Origin of the sequence: Flagellimonas flava (assembly GCF_900129665.1) — a bacterium.
GTDB lineage: Bacteria > Bacteroidota > Bacteroidia > Flavobacteriales > Flavobacteriaceae > Flagellimonas > Flagellimonas flava.
The window spans coordinates 531,939-552,274 of the sequence record NZ_FQWL01000001.1; the positions used below are offsets into that span (position 1 = coordinate 531,939).

Annotated in this window: 20 protein-coding genes; 14 read left to right on the plus strand and 6 right to left on the minus strand. The window is 42.0% G+C overall.

Going from position 1 to position 20,336, the window contains the following annotated elements; genetic code table 11:
* The first annotated feature begins 6 nt into the window (after window positions 1-6).
* The 3 genes from BUC10_RS02410 to BUC10_RS02420 all read left to right on the plus strand — a co-directional run bounded on the left by BUC10_RS02410 (window position 7) and on the right by BUC10_RS02420 (window position 3,863).
* Window positions 7-786, plus strand: coding sequence for an alpha/beta fold hydrolase (locus tag BUC10_RS02410; RefSeq protein ID WP_073176303.1), 780 nt, complete (start codon window positions 7-9; stop codon window positions 784-786).
* Between the two features lie 130 nt (window positions 787-916).
* Window positions 917-2,809, plus strand: a complete 1,893-nt coding sequence (serA, locus tag BUC10_RS02415; protein WP_073176304.1) for a phosphoglycerate dehydrogenase — start codon at window positions 917-919, stop codon at window positions 2,807-2,809.
* Between the two features lie 124 nt (window positions 2,810-2,933).
* Complete coding sequence (locus tag BUC10_RS02420; protein WP_073176305.1) at window positions 2,934-3,863, plus strand: type IV pili methyl-accepting chemotaxis transducer N-terminal domain-containing protein; 930 nt, start codon at window positions 2,934-2,936, stop codon at window positions 3,861-3,863.
* Here the strand turns inward: BUC10_RS02420 and rlmH are convergent.
* Window positions 3,829-4,302, minus strand: coding sequence for a 23S rRNA (pseudouridine(1915)-N(3))-methyltransferase RlmH (rlmH, locus tag BUC10_RS02425; RefSeq protein WP_073176306.1), 474 nt, complete (start codon window positions 4,300-4,302; stop codon window positions 3,829-3,831). The genes BUC10_RS02420 and rlmH overlap by 35 nt on opposite strands.
* Window positions 4,303-4,392: 90 nt before the next feature.
* Between rlmH and nadC the strand changes: the two genes are divergently transcribed.
* From nadC to priA, 4 genes are read left to right on the plus strand one after another with little or no spacing between them, the layout of a single operon-like run.
* Window positions 4,393-5,250: a carboxylating nicotinate-nucleotide diphosphorylase gene (nadC, locus tag BUC10_RS02430; RefSeq protein WP_073176307.1), complete on the plus strand. Its 858-nt coding sequence runs from the start codon at window positions 4,393-4,395 to the stop codon at window positions 5,248-5,250.
* Between the two features lie 4 nt (window positions 5,251-5,254).
* Entirely contained in the window at window positions 5,255-6,232 is a 978-nt protein-coding gene (locus tag BUC10_RS02435; protein ID WP_073176308.1) for a YihY/virulence factor BrkB family protein, read from the plus strand.
* On the plus strand, window positions 6,210-6,656 hold the full coding sequence (locus tag BUC10_RS02440) for a DUF2147 domain-containing protein (protein WP_073176309.1): 447 nt from the start codon (window positions 6,210-6,212) through the stop codon (window positions 6,654-6,656). Before BUC10_RS02435 ends, BUC10_RS02440 begins: the two co-directional genes overlap by 23 nt.
* Before the next feature lie 2 nt (window positions 6,657-6,658).
* Complete coding sequence (gene priA / locus BUC10_RS02445; protein ID WP_073176310.1) at window positions 6,659-9,115, plus strand: replication restart helicase PriA; 2,457 nt, start codon at window positions 6,659-6,661, stop codon at window positions 9,113-9,115.
* A gap of 6 nt (window positions 9,116-9,121) precedes the next feature.
* Here priA and BUC10_RS02450 read toward each other — a convergent pair whose 3' ends face one another.
* Window positions 9,122-9,814 (minus strand): LytR/AlgR family response regulator transcription factor, encoded by a 693-nt coding sequence (locus tag BUC10_RS02450; RefSeq protein WP_073176311.1) that lies wholly within the window; start codon window positions 9,812-9,814, stop codon window positions 9,122-9,124.
* A gap of 236 nt (window positions 9,815-10,050) precedes the next feature.
* Here BUC10_RS02450 and rpsF point away from each other — a divergent pair, with 236 nt between their 5' ends.
* The 5 genes from rpsF to BUC10_RS02475 all read left to right on the plus strand — a co-directional run bounded on the left by rpsF (window position 10,051) and on the right by BUC10_RS02475 (window position 14,992).
* The gene (gene rpsF, locus BUC10_RS02455) at window positions 10,051-10,389 is read left to right on the plus strand and encodes a 30S ribosomal protein S6 (RefSeq protein WP_073176312.1); all 339 of its coding nucleotides are present in this window, start codon (window positions 10,051-10,053) and stop codon (window positions 10,387-10,389) included.
* Window positions 10,390-10,392: 3 nt separating this feature from the next.
* Entirely contained in the window at window positions 10,393-10,689 is a 297-nt protein-coding gene (rpsR, locus tag BUC10_RS02460) for a 30S ribosomal protein S18 (protein ID WP_055392375.1), read from the plus strand.
* A gap of 13 nt (window positions 10,690-10,702) precedes the next feature.
* Window positions 10,703-11,155 carry a 50S ribosomal protein L9 gene (rplI, locus tag BUC10_RS02465; RefSeq protein ID WP_073176313.1) on the plus strand — a complete coding sequence of 151 codons (453 nt, stop codon included), beginning with the start codon at window positions 10,703-10,705 and terminating at the stop codon, window positions 11,153-11,155.
* A 98-nt stretch (window positions 11,156-11,253) separates the two neighbouring features.
* Window positions 11,254-14,460, plus strand: a complete 3,207-nt coding sequence (locus tag BUC10_RS02470) for a TonB-dependent receptor (RefSeq protein ID WP_073177076.1) — start codon at window positions 11,254-11,256, stop codon at window positions 14,458-14,460.
* Between the two features lie 61 nt (window positions 14,461-14,521).
* A complete protein-coding gene (locus BUC10_RS02475) occupies window positions 14,522-14,992 on the plus strand; it encodes a DUF6495 family protein (protein ID WP_073176314.1) in 471 nt (156 codons plus the stop codon).
* A 181-nt stretch (window positions 14,993-15,173) separates the two neighbouring features.
* On the opposite strand, the gene BUC10_RS02480 is transcribed toward BUC10_RS02475, so the two are convergent.
* On the minus strand, window positions 15,174-15,944 hold the full coding sequence (locus BUC10_RS02480; protein ID WP_073176315.1) for a hypothetical protein: 771 nt from the start codon (window positions 15,942-15,944) through the stop codon (window positions 15,174-15,176).
* Between the two features lie 271 nt (window positions 15,945-16,215).
* Here BUC10_RS02480 and hisS point away from each other — a divergent pair, with 271 nt between their 5' ends.
* Window positions 16,216-17,592, plus strand: a complete 1,377-nt coding sequence (gene hisS, locus BUC10_RS02485; protein WP_073176316.1) for a histidine--tRNA ligase — start codon at window positions 16,216-16,218, stop codon at window positions 17,590-17,592.
* Here the strand turns inward: hisS and BUC10_RS02490 are convergent.
* Together BUC10_RS02490 and BUC10_RS02495 are read right to left on the minus strand one after the other, a co-directional pair.
* Complete coding sequence (locus BUC10_RS02490) at window positions 17,587-18,132, minus strand: NUDIX hydrolase (protein WP_073176317.1); 546 nt, start codon at window positions 18,130-18,132, stop codon at window positions 17,587-17,589. The two genes, hisS and BUC10_RS02490, sit on opposite strands and share 6 nt — an antisense overlap.
* Window positions 18,133-18,182: 50 nt before the next feature.
* Window positions 18,183-19,271: a M42 family metallopeptidase gene (locus BUC10_RS02495; protein ID WP_073176318.1), complete on the minus strand. Its 1,089-nt coding sequence runs from the start codon at window positions 19,269-19,271 to the stop codon at window positions 18,183-18,185.
* A gap of 101 nt (window positions 19,272-19,372) precedes the next feature.
* Between BUC10_RS02495 and BUC10_RS02500 the strand changes: the two genes are divergently transcribed.
* Window positions 19,373-20,056 carry a DUF4294 domain-containing protein gene (locus BUC10_RS02500; RefSeq protein WP_073177077.1) on the plus strand — a complete coding sequence of 228 codons (684 nt, stop codon included), beginning with the start codon at window positions 19,373-19,375 and terminating at the stop codon, window positions 20,054-20,056.
* On the opposite strand, the gene BUC10_RS02505 is transcribed toward BUC10_RS02500, so the two are convergent.
* Window positions 20,053-20,286, minus strand: a complete 234-nt coding sequence (locus BUC10_RS02505) for a DUF6095 family protein (RefSeq protein ID WP_073176319.1) — start codon at window positions 20,284-20,286, stop codon at window positions 20,053-20,055. The two genes, BUC10_RS02500 and BUC10_RS02505, sit on opposite strands and share 4 nt — an antisense overlap.
* Window positions 20,287-20,336 lie beyond the last annotated feature (50 nt).

Sequence of the window (20,336 nt, forward strand, 5' to 3'; positions counted from 1 at the left end):
GACAGCATGAAATATACCTTTTGTTTGCTCCTTCTTTTGATGGTGAATGAAATACGGTCGCAGACCCAGTACATGACCTCCTTCGACAAGACAAAAATTGCCTATACCGATGAAGGTAGGGGTATGCCAGTGCTTTTGATTCATGGTTTTATCAACGATGGCAGTATGTGGAATAAATCAATCTTAAAGGGAGCTCTTTTGGAGTCTGGATACCGGGTGATAGTTCCAGATTTAAGAGGTAACGGAAAATCGGATAGACCCGAAGAGGATGAGGCATATGACAACAATTCCGAGATAAGAGATTTGCAGCAACTAATTGAACATCTTGGTTTAAGCCATCTTTATGCCGTAGGCTATTCCCGCGGAAGTATTTTACTTGCGGAGCTGCTTACGGAAGATGATCGGATTACAAAGGCAGTTCTTGGTGGAATGGGGATTGACTTTGTGGACCCAAAATGGGATAGGAGGATTATGTTCATGAATGCCTTTGACGGTAAGGTAAATGAGGAAACGATTGGAGCAGTGGATTATGCCAATTCAGTTGGGGCCAACCTCAAGGCACTTCATTTACTCCAAAAATACCAGCCTTCGCCCAGTAGATCAGAATTAAAAAAGATTAGGGCAGAGGTATTGGTTATTGCTGGGGACTTGGACCTGGACAATGGAGACCCAAAGGAACTTAACAAGGCTATTCCCCATAGCATACTCCAAATAACTCCAGGGGAACACAATAACACTTACAAAACGGAATCTTTTTCGAAATCCGTAGTGCGGTTTTTGAACTAAAAATCAACATTTTCGAACATTTTCCCACTGTTTTTTGATATATCCTTAAATGTATACTGATTTCGTAGGGTTATAATTCGATGGATGGAATTAATGTTTAATTTTATGGCTTAATTTTTTTGAAAAATTCATGGTAGAGGTGGGACGCAAGTACGTTTTTGATTTTGACAGTACCCTGACCAGGGTGGAGGCCTTGGATGTTTTAGCGGAGATGACGCTGCAAGGGAAATCAAACAAAGATGAGATTATCCGGGAAATCCAAAACATCACAAATCTTGGTATTGACGGGGATATCTCTTTTACGGAATCTTTGGAACGGAGAATTAAGTTGTTGAATGCAAATAAATCGGATTTGGATGGCCTTGTGGAGGAGCTACGCCAGAAAATATCCAAGTCCATCGCCTCTAACAAGGAGTTTTTTCAAGAATTTTCAGATGATATCTACGTTATTTCCTGCGGTTTTAAAGAGTTTATAGACCCGATAGTGGAGGAATACAACATCCCATCCGAAAGGGTGTACGCCAATACCTTTACGTTTGATGGCGAAGGAAACATTACCGGTTTTGACGAAGCTAATGTCTTGGCTTCCCATAATGGAAAAATTGAATGTCTAAAAAATTTGGATCTTGATGGAGAGGTTCAGGTAATCGGCGATGGATACAGTGATTATGTGATGCGTGAAGCGGGAATTGCTGATAAGTTTTTCGCGTATACAGAGAATGTACATAGGGAAAAAGCGGCGAACAATGCGGACCATGTAACCCCAAACTTGGATGAATTTCTCTTTGTAAACGACCTACCCAGGAATATTTCTTATCCAAAGAACCGAATCAAGATTCTTTTGTTGGAAAATGTGCATCCTGACGCCTTCGAAAATCTTTCAGAAGATGGTTTTTCTGTGGAGCTGGTCAAGCACAGCCTTCCAGAGGAAGAGCTTATTGAACGCATTAAGGGGGTGCATGTACTGGGCATACGTTCCAAGACCCAGGTCACCCAAAAAGTATTGGACGCCGCCAACAAACTTATGGTCATTGGGGCCTTTTGTATTGGAACTACACAGATAGATTTGAACTACAGCAAGAAGAAAGGTGTTGTGGTCTTTAATGCTCCCTACAGTAATACCCGATCTGTGGTAGAGCTGGCCATAGGGCAGATTGTTATGCTCAAACGGAATATTTTCACGCGCAGTACGGAAATCCATCAAGGACAATGGAACAAAACCGCAGCCAATTCCAGAGAGGTTAGGGGAAAAAATCTTGGTATTGTCGGTTATGGCAACATTGGGAAGCAATTGTCCGTTCTTGCCGAGGCCTTGGGAATGCGGGTATATTACTATGATGTATCCGATAAATTGGCGCTTGGAAATGCCATTAAGTGCAATAGCTTGGAAGATCTACTTTCCGTTTCCGATGTGGTGACCCTTCATGTTGATGATAACAAGGCCAACAAGGACTTTATTGGTGAACGGGAAATCAACCAAATGCGGGATGGTGCAATTTTAATCAATCTTTCGAGAGGGTTTGTGGTGGATATAGAAGCACTTGCTGCCGCCTTAAAGAGCGGTAAATTGGGCGGTGCTGCAGTAGACGTATATCCTACGGAACCTCGAAGTAATGGAAGTTTCGAAACTGCCCTTCAAGGTTTACCCAATGTAATCTTAACGCCACATATTGGCGGAAGTACGGAGGAGGCTCAACGGGATATCGCGGACTTCGTCCCCAACAAGATTATGGATTACATCAACTCGGGCAACACTGTAGATGCGGTAAATTTCCCCAACATAAGACTTCCCAAACAAAACAGGGCACACCGATTCCTGCATATCCATAACAATGTTCCGGGCATCATGGCCAAGATCAATGAAGTTTTGGCCAAATATGAGATGAACATTACGGGACAATACCTATCCACGGACGATAAGGTGGGGTATGTAATTACCGATTTGGATAAGGAATACAACAAGGAAGTGGTGAAGGCGCTTAAGAACGTGGAAAACACCATTAAGTTTAGGGTACTCTACTAAATGCTCTAGGATTTCTTTTATTTCAGGATTTCACATTCTGAAAAGCTTGTTTCACAACATTTTTGGTAAATACCCTATTTTTCGAATTAAATTGTAATCTAATTCTGACTACAATTAGATTTCAATGAAGATTGGAAAGCTGCAAATTTTCAAAAAAGGATTTAGGGCCTACTATTTACTGGTGATTTCCATTGTTGTACTCACCATCGTGATCCAATCTATGACACAGTATTCCCTGAACCAACAGCGTTCCACAGCGCTAATAGTGAATTTGTCCGGAAGACAACGGATGTTGACCCAGCGAGTATTGAATGAATTGTATTCCTGTAGATATCACAATTGTGATTATGCCGAAATGAAGCTCGCCCTGACCAAATTATATCAGATGAACGGCTTTTTACAAAATGGGAACAAAGCTTTAAAGATAGAACCCTTGGACGATGCGCAGATCCGACGGGAGTTCGATAGGCTGGAGCCCCATTTGGAATGGTTGTACGCGGAACTTAGAGACTTTCAAAACTTTAAGAACATTTCTTTTAATGACGTCCGCTACCGGGTAGATCGCTTCACCCATATAATGGATGGCATTGTACTGCTTTTCCAGAAAAAGGCCGAAAAAGACATCAAGACCATGATGGTCATAGAGTTGGAACTAGCCATTTTTTCGATTGTCATCATTTTCTTTGAAATTTTCTTTATTGTGAATCCCATTATCAATCGGATTATGGATCAAAAGAAGCGGCTTTCAGAAATTGCCTGGCACCAGTCGCATGTGTTTACGTCCCATATGAAAAACATTTCCGACCTGCAGTATGTCCTAAAAGTGGAAAAGAATCCAGAACGTCAAAAGGAGATCTATGGTTTTATTGGGGAAGAACTCGATGAACTCAAGAAGGTTTCCAAGCGTATGGTGAAATCCTTAAAAAAGACTTCGCAAGAGACAAGGCCACATCATTTTGTTATCAAAAAAGTGGAGGATTTTCTAGAAAAATACCACCTTATGCCCTCCAACAAGGAACTCATTCATGATGATACGGTTCATTCCTCAGAATAGTAAAGCCCCTATACAATTGCTCCAATAAAAAAAGGCGAACCATTTGATGGGAAAAAGTCATTTTGGAGAGGCTTAGTTTATCGTTGCTTCTTTGGTACAATAATTCGCTAAACCCATAGGGACCTCCAATGACCAAGACCAAATTTTTGATTCCACCGTTCATTTTTTTCTGGAGAAACCTGGAAAACTCCATCGAGGAGTAGGATTTCCCCTTTTCATCAAGAAGCACTAAAACGTCCGAAGGTTTTAGGTGGTTTAAAATTAAAGCGCTCTCTTTTTCTTTTTGTTGTTGGGTGGAAAGGTTTTTGGCATTTTTGATGTCAGGTATGACCCTGAATTCGAAACGGATATAATGCTTAAGTCTTGCCTCATAGGTAGCTACAAGTTTGGAAAGCTCTGAGCTGTCCGTTTTTCCAATGGCGAGGATGGTGATCTGCATGTCCAAAAGTAAATTTTTCCTTCCAAACAATGGTAAAGTGCATTGGAGGGGGAGTAATGTTTTTAGTATTTTCGTCAAAACCCCATTTGCATGATCGCCCAAGACCAGTTCGATAAGGAAATAGCTCTCATAATTGCCAACGCCATAAGGGAAGATGTAGGGGATGGTGATCATAGTTCGCTGGCCTGTATCCCTGCTACGGCCCAAGGCAAAGCCAAATTATTGGTTAAGGACGAAGGTATTATAGCCGGGGTGGAGTTTGCCCAACAGGTATTCCATTATGTGGATCCTGGGATGCAGATGGATGTATGCATAAAAGACGGTTCCAAAGTGGTGCACGGAGATGTGGCTTTTTATGTTGAAGGAAGTTCCCAAAGCATTCTAAAGGCAGAGCGTCTAGTGTTGAATGCCATACAACGGATGAGTGCCATTGCCACAAAAACTAAGCATTTCGTCTCTTTGTTGGAAGGGACCCAAACCAAGATATTGGATACGAGAAAGACCACACCTGGGATTAGGGCTTTGGAAAAATGGGCGGTTAAAATTGGAGGTGGGGAGAACCATAGGTTTGCTTTGTACGATATGATCATGTTGAAGGACAATCACATAGATTTTGTCGGTGGGATAACAAAGGCAATTCAGAAAACCAGGCAATATCTGGTAGATTCCAAAAGAGATTTAAAAATCATTGTGGAAGCTAGGAACTTGCAAGAAGTTCAGGAAATCCTGAAGTCTGATGGGGTATACCGCATCCTTTTGGACAATTTTAATTATGGGGATACCCGAAAAGCGGTTGCGATGATAGGTGATCAATGTCTTACGGAATCATCCGGCGGAATTAATGAAGAAACCATACGCCAGTATGCGGAATGTGGTGTGAACTATATCTCATCAGGGGCGTTGACCCATTCGGTGTACAACATGGATTTGAGCTTAAAAGCAGTGTAGCATTATGTCGGTAGCCATAGAAGAGCGATTGGAAAAAATACCCGTGGTGAACTGGCTGGTTCGCCTGCTCAAGAGCATTAAACTAAAAGCTTTTGAAGGGCTTTCGTTCTACGATCTTTTGGAAATGTATCTCCTGGGGATTGTAAAGGGCACTTTATCCGCTAGGGCCAGTTCCATAGCCTTTAGCTTGTTTATGGCCCTGTTTCCATTGCTTATTTTTTTAGTGACCCTTATACCCTTTATAATTCCGTACGCCAGTGTGGGCAATGAAAATTTTGATGCCCAATTTCTCATTTTTTTGGAATCTTTTTTGCCCTCCGCCACGAGTGACTATTTTGGAGACATCTATCAGCAAATCAAAGACCAAAAACGGGGAGGGTTGTTGTCTTCTGCCTTCTTACTTTCCATATTTTTAGTGGCCAACGGGGTGAATTCCATATTTGGTGGATTTGAAAATTCATATCATGTGGAGCTGACACGAAACTTTTTGCGCCAGTATGCCTATGCCTTGGTAGTGGGGTTGATTTTGTCCATACTACTGATATTGGGCGCAGTGGCCTTTGTTTATTTCGAATTTTATATCGTAGAATACACTAGTGAATATTTGGGCAAAACCTTGGGCTATGATGTGGAAAAAGGCGATACAGTGGGTGTACAGGTGACAAAAATTCTATTCTTTATGGTCTTGTCCTACCTCACCACGGCAATCCTATATTATTTTGGAACCGCGGAGGGTAGGAAAGCCAAATTCTTTTCGGCGGGAGCGCTGATGACCACCTTATTATTTGTGCTCACATCCTATCTTTTTGGAGTCTACGTTGAAAAATTTGCCAGATACAATGAACTTTATGGTGCGCTTGGAGGTTTACTGATTTTGATGGTGTTTATCTGGTTGAACTCCAATATTCTGCTGTTGGGCTTTGAGCTCAATGCAACCCTAAACTCTTTAAAGAAAAAGCATGAACGACGGAAAAAAGTATAGTAGATGGATTGTTATCCTACTTTTTTTGATTGGCCCCATAGCCTGGTCCCAAACCGTATTTGGAAAGTGGAAAACGATTGATGACCGTAATGGAATTACCAAGGCGATTGTGGAAGTATATGAGGAAAATGGCCTTTTACAGGCCAAAATCCTTAAAATATTGGAAAAGGGAAAAGAGAATGCACGCTGTATTAAATGCAAAGGGGATTTGAAGGATAAGCCGGTCACTGGCATGAAAATAATGGATGATTTTAAAAGAAATGCCAAGGGAGAATATCGGGGAAACCGACTATTCGACCCCGAGCAGGCCATGACCTTCAGGGGAAGGGTTTGGTTAGATCCTGATAATCCGGACCGCTTAAAAGTAAGGGGGTATTTGGCATTCTTTTATCGGACCCAAACTTGGCATCGTGTAAAGGAATAACTATGCAGTATTTTTTGGATGTTGTGCTGCCCATTCCGCTGGAGCGGCTTTTCACCTATCGGATTTCCGCTGAAGAGGCTGCTTTTATGCGTCCTGGAATGCGTGTTGCGGTGCCCTTTGGTAAATCCAAGATATACACTGCCCTGGCCTATAGAACGCATCAGCTGGCCCCAGAGGCCTACGAAGCCAAGGAAATCTATCAGATTTTGGATGAAACCCCTTTGGTAAATAGTTATCAGCTCAAACATTGGGAGTGGATTGCCAAATACTATTTATGCACACTGGGCGAGGTCTTACGAAGTGCCTTGCCAAGTGCCTTTTTACTAGAAAGTGAGACCTTGGTATTGCCCAACAAAGATGCAGAGGTTGATGAAATGGGACTTAAGGATGATGAATTTCTGATCTTTGAGGCGCTACAGCACCAATCGGCATTAAAAATCGGGGAGATCAGTGGCATTGTCGATAAGAAAAATGTCCTGCCATTGGTCAATCGTTTGGTCCAAAAAGGGGTGGTGCTGCAAAAGGAAGAACTCTATGAACAATATAGGCCCAAATTGGTTCGCTATGTGAAGTTGGGTGAGGCATATCTTGACGAAGACAAATTGGAAGCATTGCTCAAGGATTTGTCAAGGGCGCCCAAGCAAAGTCAAGTAGTACTTTCTCTTTTTCAGTTGCAAGCACAGAATCAAAAACCTATTCCCGTATCCAATTTGGAAAAAGAGAGCGGAGGTTCCAGAGCCGTCATTAAAACATTGGTGGACAAAGGTGTGTTGGAGGAATACCATATTCGAACCGATCGGGTTGCACAAGAATCAGCGTCAGGTTCCGTGGAGGATATTGTTTTGAATTCCCATCAGGAAAAAGCTCTTGAGTCCATTCGTGCCAGCTTTTCTGATGATAAGACCACCCTGTTGCACGGGGTTACGGCTTCGGGAAAAACAGAGGTATACTTCAAACTGATACAAGATTGCCTTAACGATGGAAAACAAGCTCTTTATTTACTTCCGGAGATCGCTTTGACATCCCAGCTCATCAATCGTCTTAGATATTTTTTTGGTTCGAAGGTATCCGTCTATCATTCAAAATACAGTATTCATGAACGCGTAGAGGTTTGGAACAATGTTTTGGGCAAAGCCGAAAAAGCGCAGATTGTAATTGGTGCGCGTTCAGCCTTGTTCCTTCCGTATTCTGATTTGGGTTTAATTGTTGTTGATGAGGAGCATGAGAGTTCATTCAAGCAGTTTGATCCAGCTCCCCGGTATCATGCTCGGGATGCCGCCATAGTCTTGGCTTCGTTGCATGGTGCCAGTTGTATTTTGGGGTCGGCTACCCCAAGTATTGAGAGTATGGACAATGCCAAAAAAAACAAGTATGGCTATGCTTCAATGAACTATAGGTACGGCGATGTACTGATGCCGGATATCAATTTGGTGGATATCAAGGAAGCCACGCGAAAAAAGAAAATGAAAGGACATTTTTCGGAAAAGCTGCATGAGGCGATTTCGGAAACACTGGAAGAAGGGGGGCAAGTTATTTTGTTCCAAAACCGCAGAGGATTTGCACCCATTGTGGAATGCACTACCTGTGGCCACTCCGCCCAATGTCCAAACTGCGATGTAAGTCTTACCTATCATCAATTTAGAAATCAATTGCGATGTCACTATTGTGGATATCACATGGCTTTGCAGGAGGCTTGTTTGGCCTGCGGAAGTCATACTTTGGATAAGAAGGGATTCGGTACAGAGCAGATACAGGAGGAACTAAAGGAATTGTTTCCTGATGCTGTGGTGGGTCGAATGGATTTGGACACCACACGGGGAAAGTATGCTTATGAAAAAATTATCACAGCCTTTGAACAGCAAGAAACGGATATTCTGGTTGGTACCCAGATGGTGACCAAGGGATTGGATTTTAGAAATGTGAGTCTTGTTGGAATCATGAATGCGGATACACTATTGAACTTTCCCGATTACCGTGCCCACGAACGCAGCTTTCAATTGTTGACCCAAGTGGCGGGTAGGGCAGGGCGTACCCAAAAAAGAGGCAAGGTTTTGATTCAGACCTACAATCCGTATCATCAGATTTTACAGCAAGTCACCACAAACGATTATGCAAAGATGTTTGCTGAGCAGTATTACGAGCGGGAGCAATTTAAGTACCCACCTTTGGTGCGAATCATTAAACTTACTTTAAAGGATAAGGATTTTAATAAGTTAAACGAGGCTTCTGAATGGTTCGCCACCTCGTTGCGAAATGTTCTTGGGTCACAAATCTTAGGGCCGGAATATCCCCCTGTGGCCAGAATTCGAAGGGACTATCTAAAAAACATTCTAATAAAAATGCCCAAGAACCAATCCATTGGGCAAACAAAAAATAGCATTAAAAGAATTCAAAAATCTTTTAATGCTATTTCCAAGTATAAAAGTGTACGACTGGTCTACAATGTAGACCATATATAACTTGTATTATACGTTGGCCAATGCTTCGGCCAATTCGGTCTTTTTGTTTCGGCTAAGTGGTATTTGTCTACCACCGACCTCTACGTTCTTACTATTGAATTTTTCAATCTTCTCCAGATTTACAATGTAAGATTTATGGATTCGCAAGAATTTTTCCGCTGGCAATTGCTTTTCAAAAGCCTTCATAGTGGAAAGGATTACAATATTGGCTTCGTCGGTTACCAATTTAATGTAATCGCCCAAAGCTTCGATCCATTTAATATCGTTTAAGATAACCTTACGTTTCTTAAGGTTACTTTTTACGAAGATGTGCTCTTCGTCCTCATCTACCCTGTTCATTTGCTCGTATTTGGCAACTGCTCTCTTAACAGAAGACTCAAATCGGGCTAAAGTGATGGGTTTGTGAAGGTAATCGGTTACGTCATAATCAAAAGCCTTGAGTGCGTAATCAGGCTTTCCGGTGATTAAAATTACCTGTGGTGGGTTTTCTAAGGCCTCCAAAAGGTCGAAACCACTAATGATCGGCATCTCCACATCTAGGAAGATCAAATCGATGTCATGGTTCTTCAGTCCGTTCTTGGCTTCAATAGCATTACTATATTCGGCTACCAAGGCAAGATGAGGGTGATTGTTGACCAATTTCGCAACGGCCATCCGCTGCATTGAGGAGTCGTCTACAATTATACTTTTTAATTTCATAGAATGGGGTGATTTGTAGGGTTTTAAATCATCGGCAAATTACACAAAAAGGACGTTTAACTGCAACAAAAGATGTAAACATGGTCTATTTTGTTGTGTATATTACCATATACGATACGTAGGTTTAAAAGGTTCATTAATGTTAATAACTCTTGGTCTTTAAACGAAGAATTTTCGCTTTTCTTGCGGAGGTAAGCTTTTATTGCTAATTTTGCGCTCCTTTAAAAATATAATGTATGAACCATTACGAAACTGTTTTCATTTTGAATCCCGTTCTATCTGAGACCCAGATAGAGGAAACAGTCAAGAAATTTGAGGATTTCTTGATTAAGAATGGTGCCAAAATGGTCTCCAAGGAAAACTGGGGACTTAAGAAATTGGCCTATCCCATTCAGCACAAAAAAAGTGGCTTTTACCACTTGTTCGAATTCACAGCTCCAGGTGAGGCTATTGGTCCCTATGAGTTGGAATTTAGAAGAGATGAGCGCATCATGCGTTTTTTGACCGTTAAATTGGACAAGCATGCAATTGCTTGGGCAGAGAAAAGAAGAACCAAATTAAAAGCAAACGCATAGGGTATGGCATCTATCGAGCAACAAGCAAAATCAAAGAAAGATGGGGAGATCAGGTATTTGACCCCATTGAATATTGAAACCAACAAACAAAAGAAATACTGTAGGTTCAAAAAATCAGGTATCAAGTACATTGATTATAAAGATCCAGATTTCTTGATGAAGTTGGTAAACGAGCAAGGTAAACTCCTTCCACGACGATTGACGGGAACCTCCTTGAAGTATCAAAGAAAAGTGGCCCAAGCGGTAAAACGCGCACGTCATTTGGCCTTAATGCCGTACGTTGGCGATATGTTGAAATAAAAAATACTGAAGAATGGAACTTATTCTAAGAGAAGATATACAGGATTTGGGTTTTAAGGACGATATCGTAACAGTTAAGAACGGTTATGGAAGAAACTACCTTATCCCTAAAGGTTTGGCTACTTTGGCAACCCCTTCTGCAAAAAAGGTATTGGCAGAGAACCTAAAGCAAAGAGCCCATAAAGAAAAGAAGGTTATTGATGAAGCCACTACAAAAGCAGAGGCCCTAAAACAATTGGAAATCAGAATTCCTGCAAAAGTAGGAGATGGAGATAAATTGTTTGGATCCGTCAGCAATATTGATTTGGCCGCTGCATTGGATAAGGCAGGTCATCAGGTAGACCGAAAGTTTATTAACATCAAAGGAGGAACTGTAAAACGTGTTGGACCATACAATGCGCAAATCAGATTGCACCGCGAAGTAATCGTGGATTTCCCATTTGAAGTGATAGCTGAAGCGAAGTAAAGTACTACTAAGTTTTAGTTAATAAGTTATAAAGAGCTATGCGTGCATAGCTCTTTTTTTTATATATGTTTGTAGATACTCAAAAAACTAACTCATATATGAAGAAAACTTTACTGTTGGGCGCACTGTTTCTTATGGTGTGCGCCTCCGCTTTTGCGCAAGTCACCACTTCCAACATTAGGGGAACTGTTGTTGACGACCAAGGAGCTCCACTTTTAGGGGCCAATGTAGTTGCTGTGCACACGCCAACCGGCACACGCTACGGAGCTATTACCAATGAAGAAGGAAGGTACAATCTTCTCAACCTGCGGGTCGGAGGACCCTATGAGGTTACCGTTTCCTATGTTGGATTTAAGGATAACATAAGGAACGACATCTTCCTTACTTTGGGTAAAACTTTTAACCAAAATGTTGCGCTACTGTCAGAAAGTCAAGCGTTGGATGAAGTGGTGGTGGTATCCAGCCAGTCAGGAACGTTCGGGAGCGACAGAACAGGTGCAGAGACTAGTGTGGGAAGACGGGAATTGACCCGCTTGCCAACTATTTCAAGGTCTACGAATGATTTTACCCGATTGGAACCGACCGCAAGTGCGGGTTCTTTTGGAGGTAGAAATGATCAATACAACAATTTCTCCTTGGACGGGGCTATTTTCAACAACCCATTTGGCCTGGATGCGGCACAGCCAGGTGGGCAGGCAAATGCAACCCCGATTTCCATTGATGCTATTGACCAAATACAGGTAAGTACCGCCCCCTATGATGTTACCCAAGCTGGTTTTACGGGAGCTTCCGTAAACGCGGTAACCAAAAGCGGTACAAATAATTTATACGGAACTGCCTATGGGTTTTTTAGGAATGATGACCTTACAGGTGGAAAGATCAATGGGGACGATGTTGCCAAAACCGGTTTGGAACAATACCAATACGGTTTTAGTATTGGTGGACCTATTGTGAAGGACAAATTGTTTTTCTTTGCGAATTTTGAAAAAGATGAGCTCACTTCCCTGGGAACCGATGGCTTTGTACCAAATAGGGGCACGGGCGCCATTAACGAATCCAGGGTATTTGAAGCTGATTTGATGGCGGTTCAGAGCGCATTGGGCACTTTGGGCTATGATACTGGAAGATATGAAGGCTTCAACTTTGACCAAGAATCCACCAAGGGAATCCTTAAACTGGATTGGAATATTAACGATAACAATCGTTTGGCCGTTATCTACAACTTTTTGAATGCCTCAAGAGGGTTGCCGGCAAACCGGAATGCAATTACCTTTAGAGGACCAAGTGTTACCACACTTCAGTTCGAGAATTCGGGATACGAAATCAATAACAATATCAAATCCGTGCAGTTGGAGCTGAACTCCACCTTATCTTCGGAAGTGATCAACAAGTTGCAGATGGGCTATACCCATTTTGATGACTTTAGGAATCCATTTTCTACTCCCGCACCTTCCATCAATATTACAAAAGGTGGAACCAATTATATTATAGCGGGGCACGAGCCGTTCTCTGTGAACAATAGGTTGGACCAAAAAGTGTTTCAAATCTCAAACAACCTAAACTACTTTAAAGGAAACCACACCTATACCATTGGTTTTGCTTTTGAAAAGTTTCAGTTTGATAATTCCTTTAACCTAACAGCTTATGGTTTTGATTTATTCGGCAGTGTTGCTATCGATCAGGAAACCGATTTGGATGGCGATGGAACTCCAGATACAAACTATGTCAATGATGCAACTGGAGAAACAGATTTACAAGCGTTTCAACAGTTTTTGGTCAACAGGTACAGCGGATCCTTTGATTTTGCACGCAATACCTTTAACAATAACAATCAATTCCCTGATGGCACACCTGGCGGATGGGCGCTTTCAGAGTTGAATGTGGGTCAATTGTCTTTCTATGTGCAAGATGAATGGAATGCCACGGACAATTTTAAGTTGACTTACGGAATTCGTTTTGACAGACCATTGTATTTTGATACCGCTGAGAAAGTTCGTGAGAATATAGCACGTAAGGGCGGGTTGCTTGCCGATGGTGGTACCTATGCTCCGGATATTCAATATTTTGATCCAGAAAACAACCAAAACATTCTTATTGATTCAGAAACTCTTCCAACAAATCAATGGTTGATATCACCTAGAGTGGGATTCAATTGGGATGTGAACGGTGATAACAGCCTTCAATTACGCGGAGGTTCCGGAGTTTTCACAGGTCGATTCCCATTCGTTTGGTTGGGCAATCAAGTGCAGGCAACAGATTTCTTCTTCTACCAAGTAGTCGACCCTGATTTCAAATGGCCGCAAGTATGGCGAACCAATATCGGGGTGGATAAGCGTTTGGAGAATGGTTTGGTTTTAACAGCTGATTTGTCCTACACCAAAGACCTAAATGCCGCCCATGTGCAGAACTGGGGTCTGGGAACTCCATCAGGAACACTTAGCGGAGTGGATAACAGAGCCATTTATACCGCTGGCGATAAGGCCCAGATATTCGGCGGACCAACCAATGCATACGTTTTCACCAACTCAGACAAGGGTCGGATAATAAATGCGTCGGTTAAAGCTGAAAAAACATGGAACAATGGCTTGTACGGGCAGTTGGCCTATAGCTATTTAGATGCGAAAGAAGTAAATTCCGTTGATGCTGAAATCACGGGGGACGCATTCAATGCCAATGCTGTTGTGGGCAATGCAAATACTGATGTATTGTCCAACTCTAGATACGGAGATACACATCGTTTTATTGGGGTTTTATCCAAGGTGTTCAAAACGGGAACTACCATTTCCACCTTCTTTGAATATGCCCAGGGTGGCCGTTATAACTATATCTATGGGGGCGATATCAATAATGATGGGTCAGGAATTAACGATTTGTTGTACATCCCAACAGCTTCGGAAGTCAACCAAATGAACTTTACTGGACCCGATCAGGCCGCTGCTTTTGAGGCCTTTATCCAGCAAGATGATTATCTGTCCGATCGCAGGGGAGAATATGCAGAACGTTATGGTGCTAAAGCACCTTGGAGAGGCAGCTGGGATGTCAAGGTGCTACAGGATATCAAATTGAATGATAAGAATAAATTTCAATTGAGCTTGGATGTGTTGAATATCGGAAACTTGATCAATTCCAATTGGGGCGTTGTGGATGTGCAGGCATTTGACCAGCTTTTGGGCGTAACCGTAGATCCAAATACAAACGAACCCACCTTTACTTTTGATCCAAACCTGAGGGAAACCTTTACGGCCAATACCTTTGAGCGTTCACGTTGGAGGGCACAGGTTGGAGTTCGCTATATCTTTAACTAAAAGCAAACAATTATAGTGGAAAAGGCTGCGCAAAAAGCGCGGCCTTTTTTATTTTTGCGCGATGAAATATACACGACTTACGCAGCAGCAGTTGGAAGAGCTACATCCCGAGTTTATCAATTTTTTGGCCACCCAATCCATAACGGCTGAGGAATGGGCAAGCATCAAGGAGGAAAAACCGGCGGTAGCGGAAGAGGAACTGGATGTTTTCAGCGACTTGGTTTGGGAAGGAGTGCTGGCCAAGGTGGAATACCTTGAGAACATTTCGGAAATGCACATGCACCTGTTTCATTTAACGGAGAAAGAAATGAAGCTCTTTTCCGTGAAGGTCCTTAACCCTGAGATTGATTTACGCACCCAAGTAGGTTTCGATTGGTTCAAGCGCAATTTCCAATCAGATTACGTGGAATACCTCACCGCCTCAAAGGCGTATTCCGACGATAAAAACAAGGACAAATTTGATTTGATTCAGCAAGGGGCAGCCATAACCAAAGGAGAGCTTTACCAATGGTTTGAGCGGATTATGGAATAATAAAATGCCACCTCGAGCGTAGTCGAGAGGTTTTTACTACAAGGGGCTAGGGCATGGGGTTTGATGCTGGATGCCCGATGCTCAATTCTTGATTTTTAATGTTGAATGTTTGAGTTCTACCAACGACCTTCGGCAAATTCGCGTAATTAGTGTCAAACCATTGGAATTCCTAGACCCCAAGTTATTCATCGTCAAAGTATGGTGCAAGGGCATCAAAGTCATGAACGTCAATACCAGACTTTTTTAGACTGGCTTTAATGGCAGGCAGTCCATTCTTGTCGTTTAATGCTGAAATTTTGATGAGGGTTACATGGAGAAACTCCCAGGTGCCAGTCCATCCCGGATTGCTATTGGTTCCATCAAAATTGGAAACTATAATATGAACTCCTCCGTCTGAAAATAGCAGAACATCATATTTTCTATCTATTTCGGATAATCCACCGGGCACTGCAAGAAAAGTAGAATAGTTTACGTTTTGAACATTTTCCAAGGTGAAAATCAAAACGTGAGTTTGCATAACTTCCAAGTACAATTCTGGTGCAAGAAATAAGGCAGTATTTTCATTATAATATGCATCATCAAAGTCCAATACAATTTTTTGCACGTTCGCATTCCCATCCTCACCATTCTCCCCGTCCTTTCCTTGACAATCCAGAGCATTCCATTGGCCATCACTGTTAATGTCCTCGTCTTCGTCATTGAACCAATCACCATCCAAATCCCAGCAATTAATTCCGTTGGCGCCATTTAGTCCATCTTGCCCCAAACAATCCAAACCGTTCCACGTACCATCTTCATTAACATCTTCACTCTGGTCATTTATCCCATTTAAGTTTAAATCCCAACAATGATAGCCATTTTCACCGGGCTCCCCTTGCGGTCCCAAGGCCCCATCCTCACCCGAACAGGAAATCAACAAAATTCCAAGAAACCAAGTCCAATGTATGCGCATGACATCTGTTTTGATCTCAATGTATTTTAAAAGAGCGTTTTGTTGCTATCAAATTGACGAATGGCCCATTTGAGTTGACGGATTTAATAATTTTGGTTATACCTTTTCCTTTTATCAAACCTTAAACTCAAGTTCAAATAAAAGTTCAATCGCAAACCCTAATTGCCATCATCCAACATCTGATGCCTGACATCTAATACCCAATTATTGAGCATTATCCATTCTTCATTGAACGGCAAACCCTTTATATTTGCACGAGAATTTAAAGTTAATGCCACAAAAACCATCCATTCCTAAGGGAACACGCGATTTTTCACCAACCGAGGTTGCCAAACGCAACTATATCATTCAGACGATTAAAAAGCACTTCGAGGTGTTTGGGTTTCAACCTATAGAAACTCCGTCATTTGAAAACTCGGAAACCTTAATGGGAAAATATGGGGATGAGGGAGATCGTCTTATATTCAAGATTCTGAATTCAGGAGATTTCATTTCCAAGGTGGATGATGTAACCTATAGTTCTAAGAATTCCAATTCCTTAATTCCAAAGATTTCGGAAAAGGCACTTCGCTACGATCTTACGGTACCTTTTGCCCGTTACGTGGTGATGCACCAAAACGAGATTGACTTTCCGTTTAAACGGTATCAAATTCAACCGGTTTGGCGGGCGGATAGGCCTCAAAAGGGGCGTTTTAGGGAGTTTTATCAATGTGATGCAGATGTGGTTGGGGCTAAATCCTTACTGCAAGAAGTGGAATTTGTACGCTTGTACGATGCTGTTTTTACCGACTTGGGCTTAAAAGGAACCACCATCAAACTTAACAATAGAAAAGTACTGTCCGGCATAGCTGAGGCTATCGGAGCCAAACATCTACTAATTGATTTCACGGTAGCCCTCGATAAATTGGATAAAATAGGGGAGGAAGGTGTTAAAAAGGAAATGTTGGCCAAGGGCATCTCGGAAAATGCCATAGCTAAGGCATCCCCCCTGTTTGAAATGTCGGGTAACAGCTTGGAACAATTGGAGCAATTGAAGTCCCTGTTGGTGGAATCCGAGATCGGTATGGAAGGAATCGCCGAGTTAAAGGAAATTATTGATGGCGTGGAGGCTTTGGGATTGGAATCTGCCAAACTTCAATTGGATGTTACCTTGGCCCGTGGGCTCAATTACTATACAGGTGCCATTTATGAGGTCAGCGCGCCAGAAGGTGTGAAAATGGGCTCCATCGGCGGCGGCGGACGCTATGATGACCTTACAGGGATTTTTGGTTTGAAAGACATCAGCGGTGTGGGAATCTCTTTTGGTCTAGATCGAATCTATCTGGTTTTGGAAGAATTGGGGCTCTTTCCTGAAAGCTTGAGCAAATCGGTTGAGGTATTATGTGTCAATTTTGGAAAACGTGAAAGCACGGCGGCCTTAAAGTTGGTTAATCAGCTGAGGGGCAAAGGAATCAAATCCGAGGTGTTTCCTACGAGTACCAAGATGCAAAAGCAGATGAAGTACGCTAATAACCGCAATATTCCTTTTGTGGTACTTATAGGGGAGCAAGAATTGGCAGATGGTACGTTCGTGGTAAAAAACATGGCCAGTGGGGAACAGCAGACCTTTGAATTGGCAAAACCGGAGGTTTTTATCCATACCCTATAATCGTTTTTTTAGTGCTCCGACTATAACTTGGTAGTAACTTAAATCATGTGGAACAAAACCTTCCAGCTCATTTTGTTCAACACGTTTTTCAAAGGTTCCTATTTCGATAAATTTTAGGTCTTCCACTTCTGTTTCCTGTTTCGTAAGCTTGTGAAGAGATACTTTGAGTTCACAGCAAAAAGTATGGTGAAATTCTTTATCTATTAAAGTATCCGAGTGCTTATGAACGGATTTGAAAAATCCAATTTCATGTAACTCCGATGGTAAAATTTCCAACCCGATTTCTTCCTGAACTTCTCTAACAGCAGCAATAGCCATGTCTTCCCCAGCTCCTATATGTCCTGCAACGGAAACATCCCATAGTAAGGGATGTGTGTCTTTTTGTGCACCTCTTTGCTGCCAAAGTATTTGCCCTTTGTTAGTATAGAACCAAATATGAACGGTAGGGTGGAACAATCCCTTCAAATGGGCTTCGGATTTTAAACAGGTATGTCCTGTATAATTTCCGTAGTCATCGAGAATGTCCACCAATTCATCCATGAATCTATTGGTCAGTAGTAAAAGATTCCCGCTTTTGAGGGAATGATAACTTAGTCAAAGTAACTAAACGTCTCCCCCTCTTTGATAGTGAGAAGTGTTTCGTAAATCAAACGAATCACGTTTTCCACGTCATCCTTGTGAACCGTCTCAACCGTGGTATGCATGTAACGAAGGGGCAAGGAAATCAAAGCGGAGGCAACTCCACCATTGCTATAGGCAAAAGCATCTGTATCCGTTCCCGTATAGCGGGATGAAGCCAAACGTTGGAAAGGAATCTTGTTGGCTTCTGCGGTTTCAATGATACGCTCCCGTAGTTTGTTCTGCACTGCTGGGGCATAAGATATAACGGGGCCAGCGCCAATGGAAGTTTCCCCTTCTTTCTTTTTATCGATCATAGGAGTAGTGGTGTCATGACACACATCGGTAACTATGGCCACATCTGGTTTGATGGTCTGCGTAATCATTTCGGCACCTCTAAGCCCAATTTCTTCCTGCACGGAATTGGTAATGTATAGGCCAAAAGGTAGTTCCTTCTTGTTTTCATGAAGTAGACGGGCCACTTCAGCAATCATAAAACCACCCGCACGATTATCTAAAGCACGACAGACGTATTTGTTCTCATTAAGAACTTGAAATTCATCGGGATAGGTTATAACACATCCCACATGCACTCCCATTTTTTCCACTTCCTCCTTGTCTTTGGCTCCTATATCGATAAAAATATTATCCAATTTAGGAGGCTCTTCTTTAGCACGATTTCTGGTGTGTATTGCCGGCCAACCAAATACACCTTTTACAATTCCATTTTTGGTGTGAATGTTCACCCACTTGGAAGGAGCTATCTGATGGTCACTTCCACCATTGCGTATAACATAGAGCAATCCGTTGTCCGTAATATAATTGACATACCAAGAGATTTCATCCGAATGTCCCTCAATGACCACTTTGTACTTGGCTTTTGGGTTAATGACCGCAACCGCGGTGCCATAGGTATCCGTGATAAAATCATCAACGTAGGGTTTTAGATATTCCATCCAAATTTTCTGCCCCTCCCATTCATAACCTGTTGGGGATGCATTGTTTAGATATTTTTCAAAGAATTTTAAGGACTTTGCCGTGATAATTTTGGATGTTGCCATGTACGTGGTTTAGTCCACAAACATAACAATATTCACTTTTATTTAATAGCCAATTGTTAGCTTTATCCTTAATTTTGGCAGGACTTTGAGAAATGGAAAGCATGTTGCGTTATTGCGTTTTGTTTGGTTTTTTAATGTTGGGAATTCTTGGCTTTTCCCAAGAAACCACACCAAAGGATTCCGTAGCCGATTATTATGTTAGGTTTGAAGGGGATTCCATTTTGTACAGTTCCATTGCTTTGGATGAAGTGTATCTTTTTGGCAAGTTGGAATTTGCCGACAGGAAAGAAAAGCTTCGCTACTATATACTCCGCAGAAAAACTTTAAAGGTATATCCCTACGCTAAGCTGGCCGCAGAGCGGCTAGAGGAGATGAACGATAGCCTTCTAAAAATCAAGAAAAGAAGACATCGCAAAAAATACACAAAGACCGTTCAAAAATATGTAGAGGGCGAATTTTCGGATGAGCTTAAAAAGCTTACCCGCACTGAAGGCCAGATTCTGATTAAACTCATCTACCGACAAACTGGTAAAACGGCTTTTGACCTCGTCAAGGAGCTTCGGAACGGTTGGCGTGCATTCTGGTACAATACCACGGCCAAGGCTTTTAAAATAAGTATTAAAGAGGAGTTTCATCCAGAGAAAATCCATGAAGATTATCTCATTGAAGATATCTTACAGCGTGCTTTTGCAGCTAAAAAATTGGAGCGACAGAAATCCGTGCTGGATTATGATTATGCCCAATTGAGCAATAAATGGAAAAAGGAAAAAGCCAAGAATAACTAAAGTTTCTTCTTTTTCCCGAATAGCGCATCCATAAAGATTTTAATCGTGTAGAACCCAAAGGAAATGGCCACTACGGCCAAAAGGATTCCGATGACAAGAACAGGTATGTAGGCCGGATGTTCTTCGTTCTTAAATGCTTGGGAAATAACCACCGGAGCTAGAAACATGAGCGCTACCGTATAGCCCACAAACTTAAGCCCTTTCACCAATAGTTTTTTGTCTGTATGCATCGCTACTAAAATAGGAATATTAGCTTATATTTAGAGGTGGTCCCTTTAAA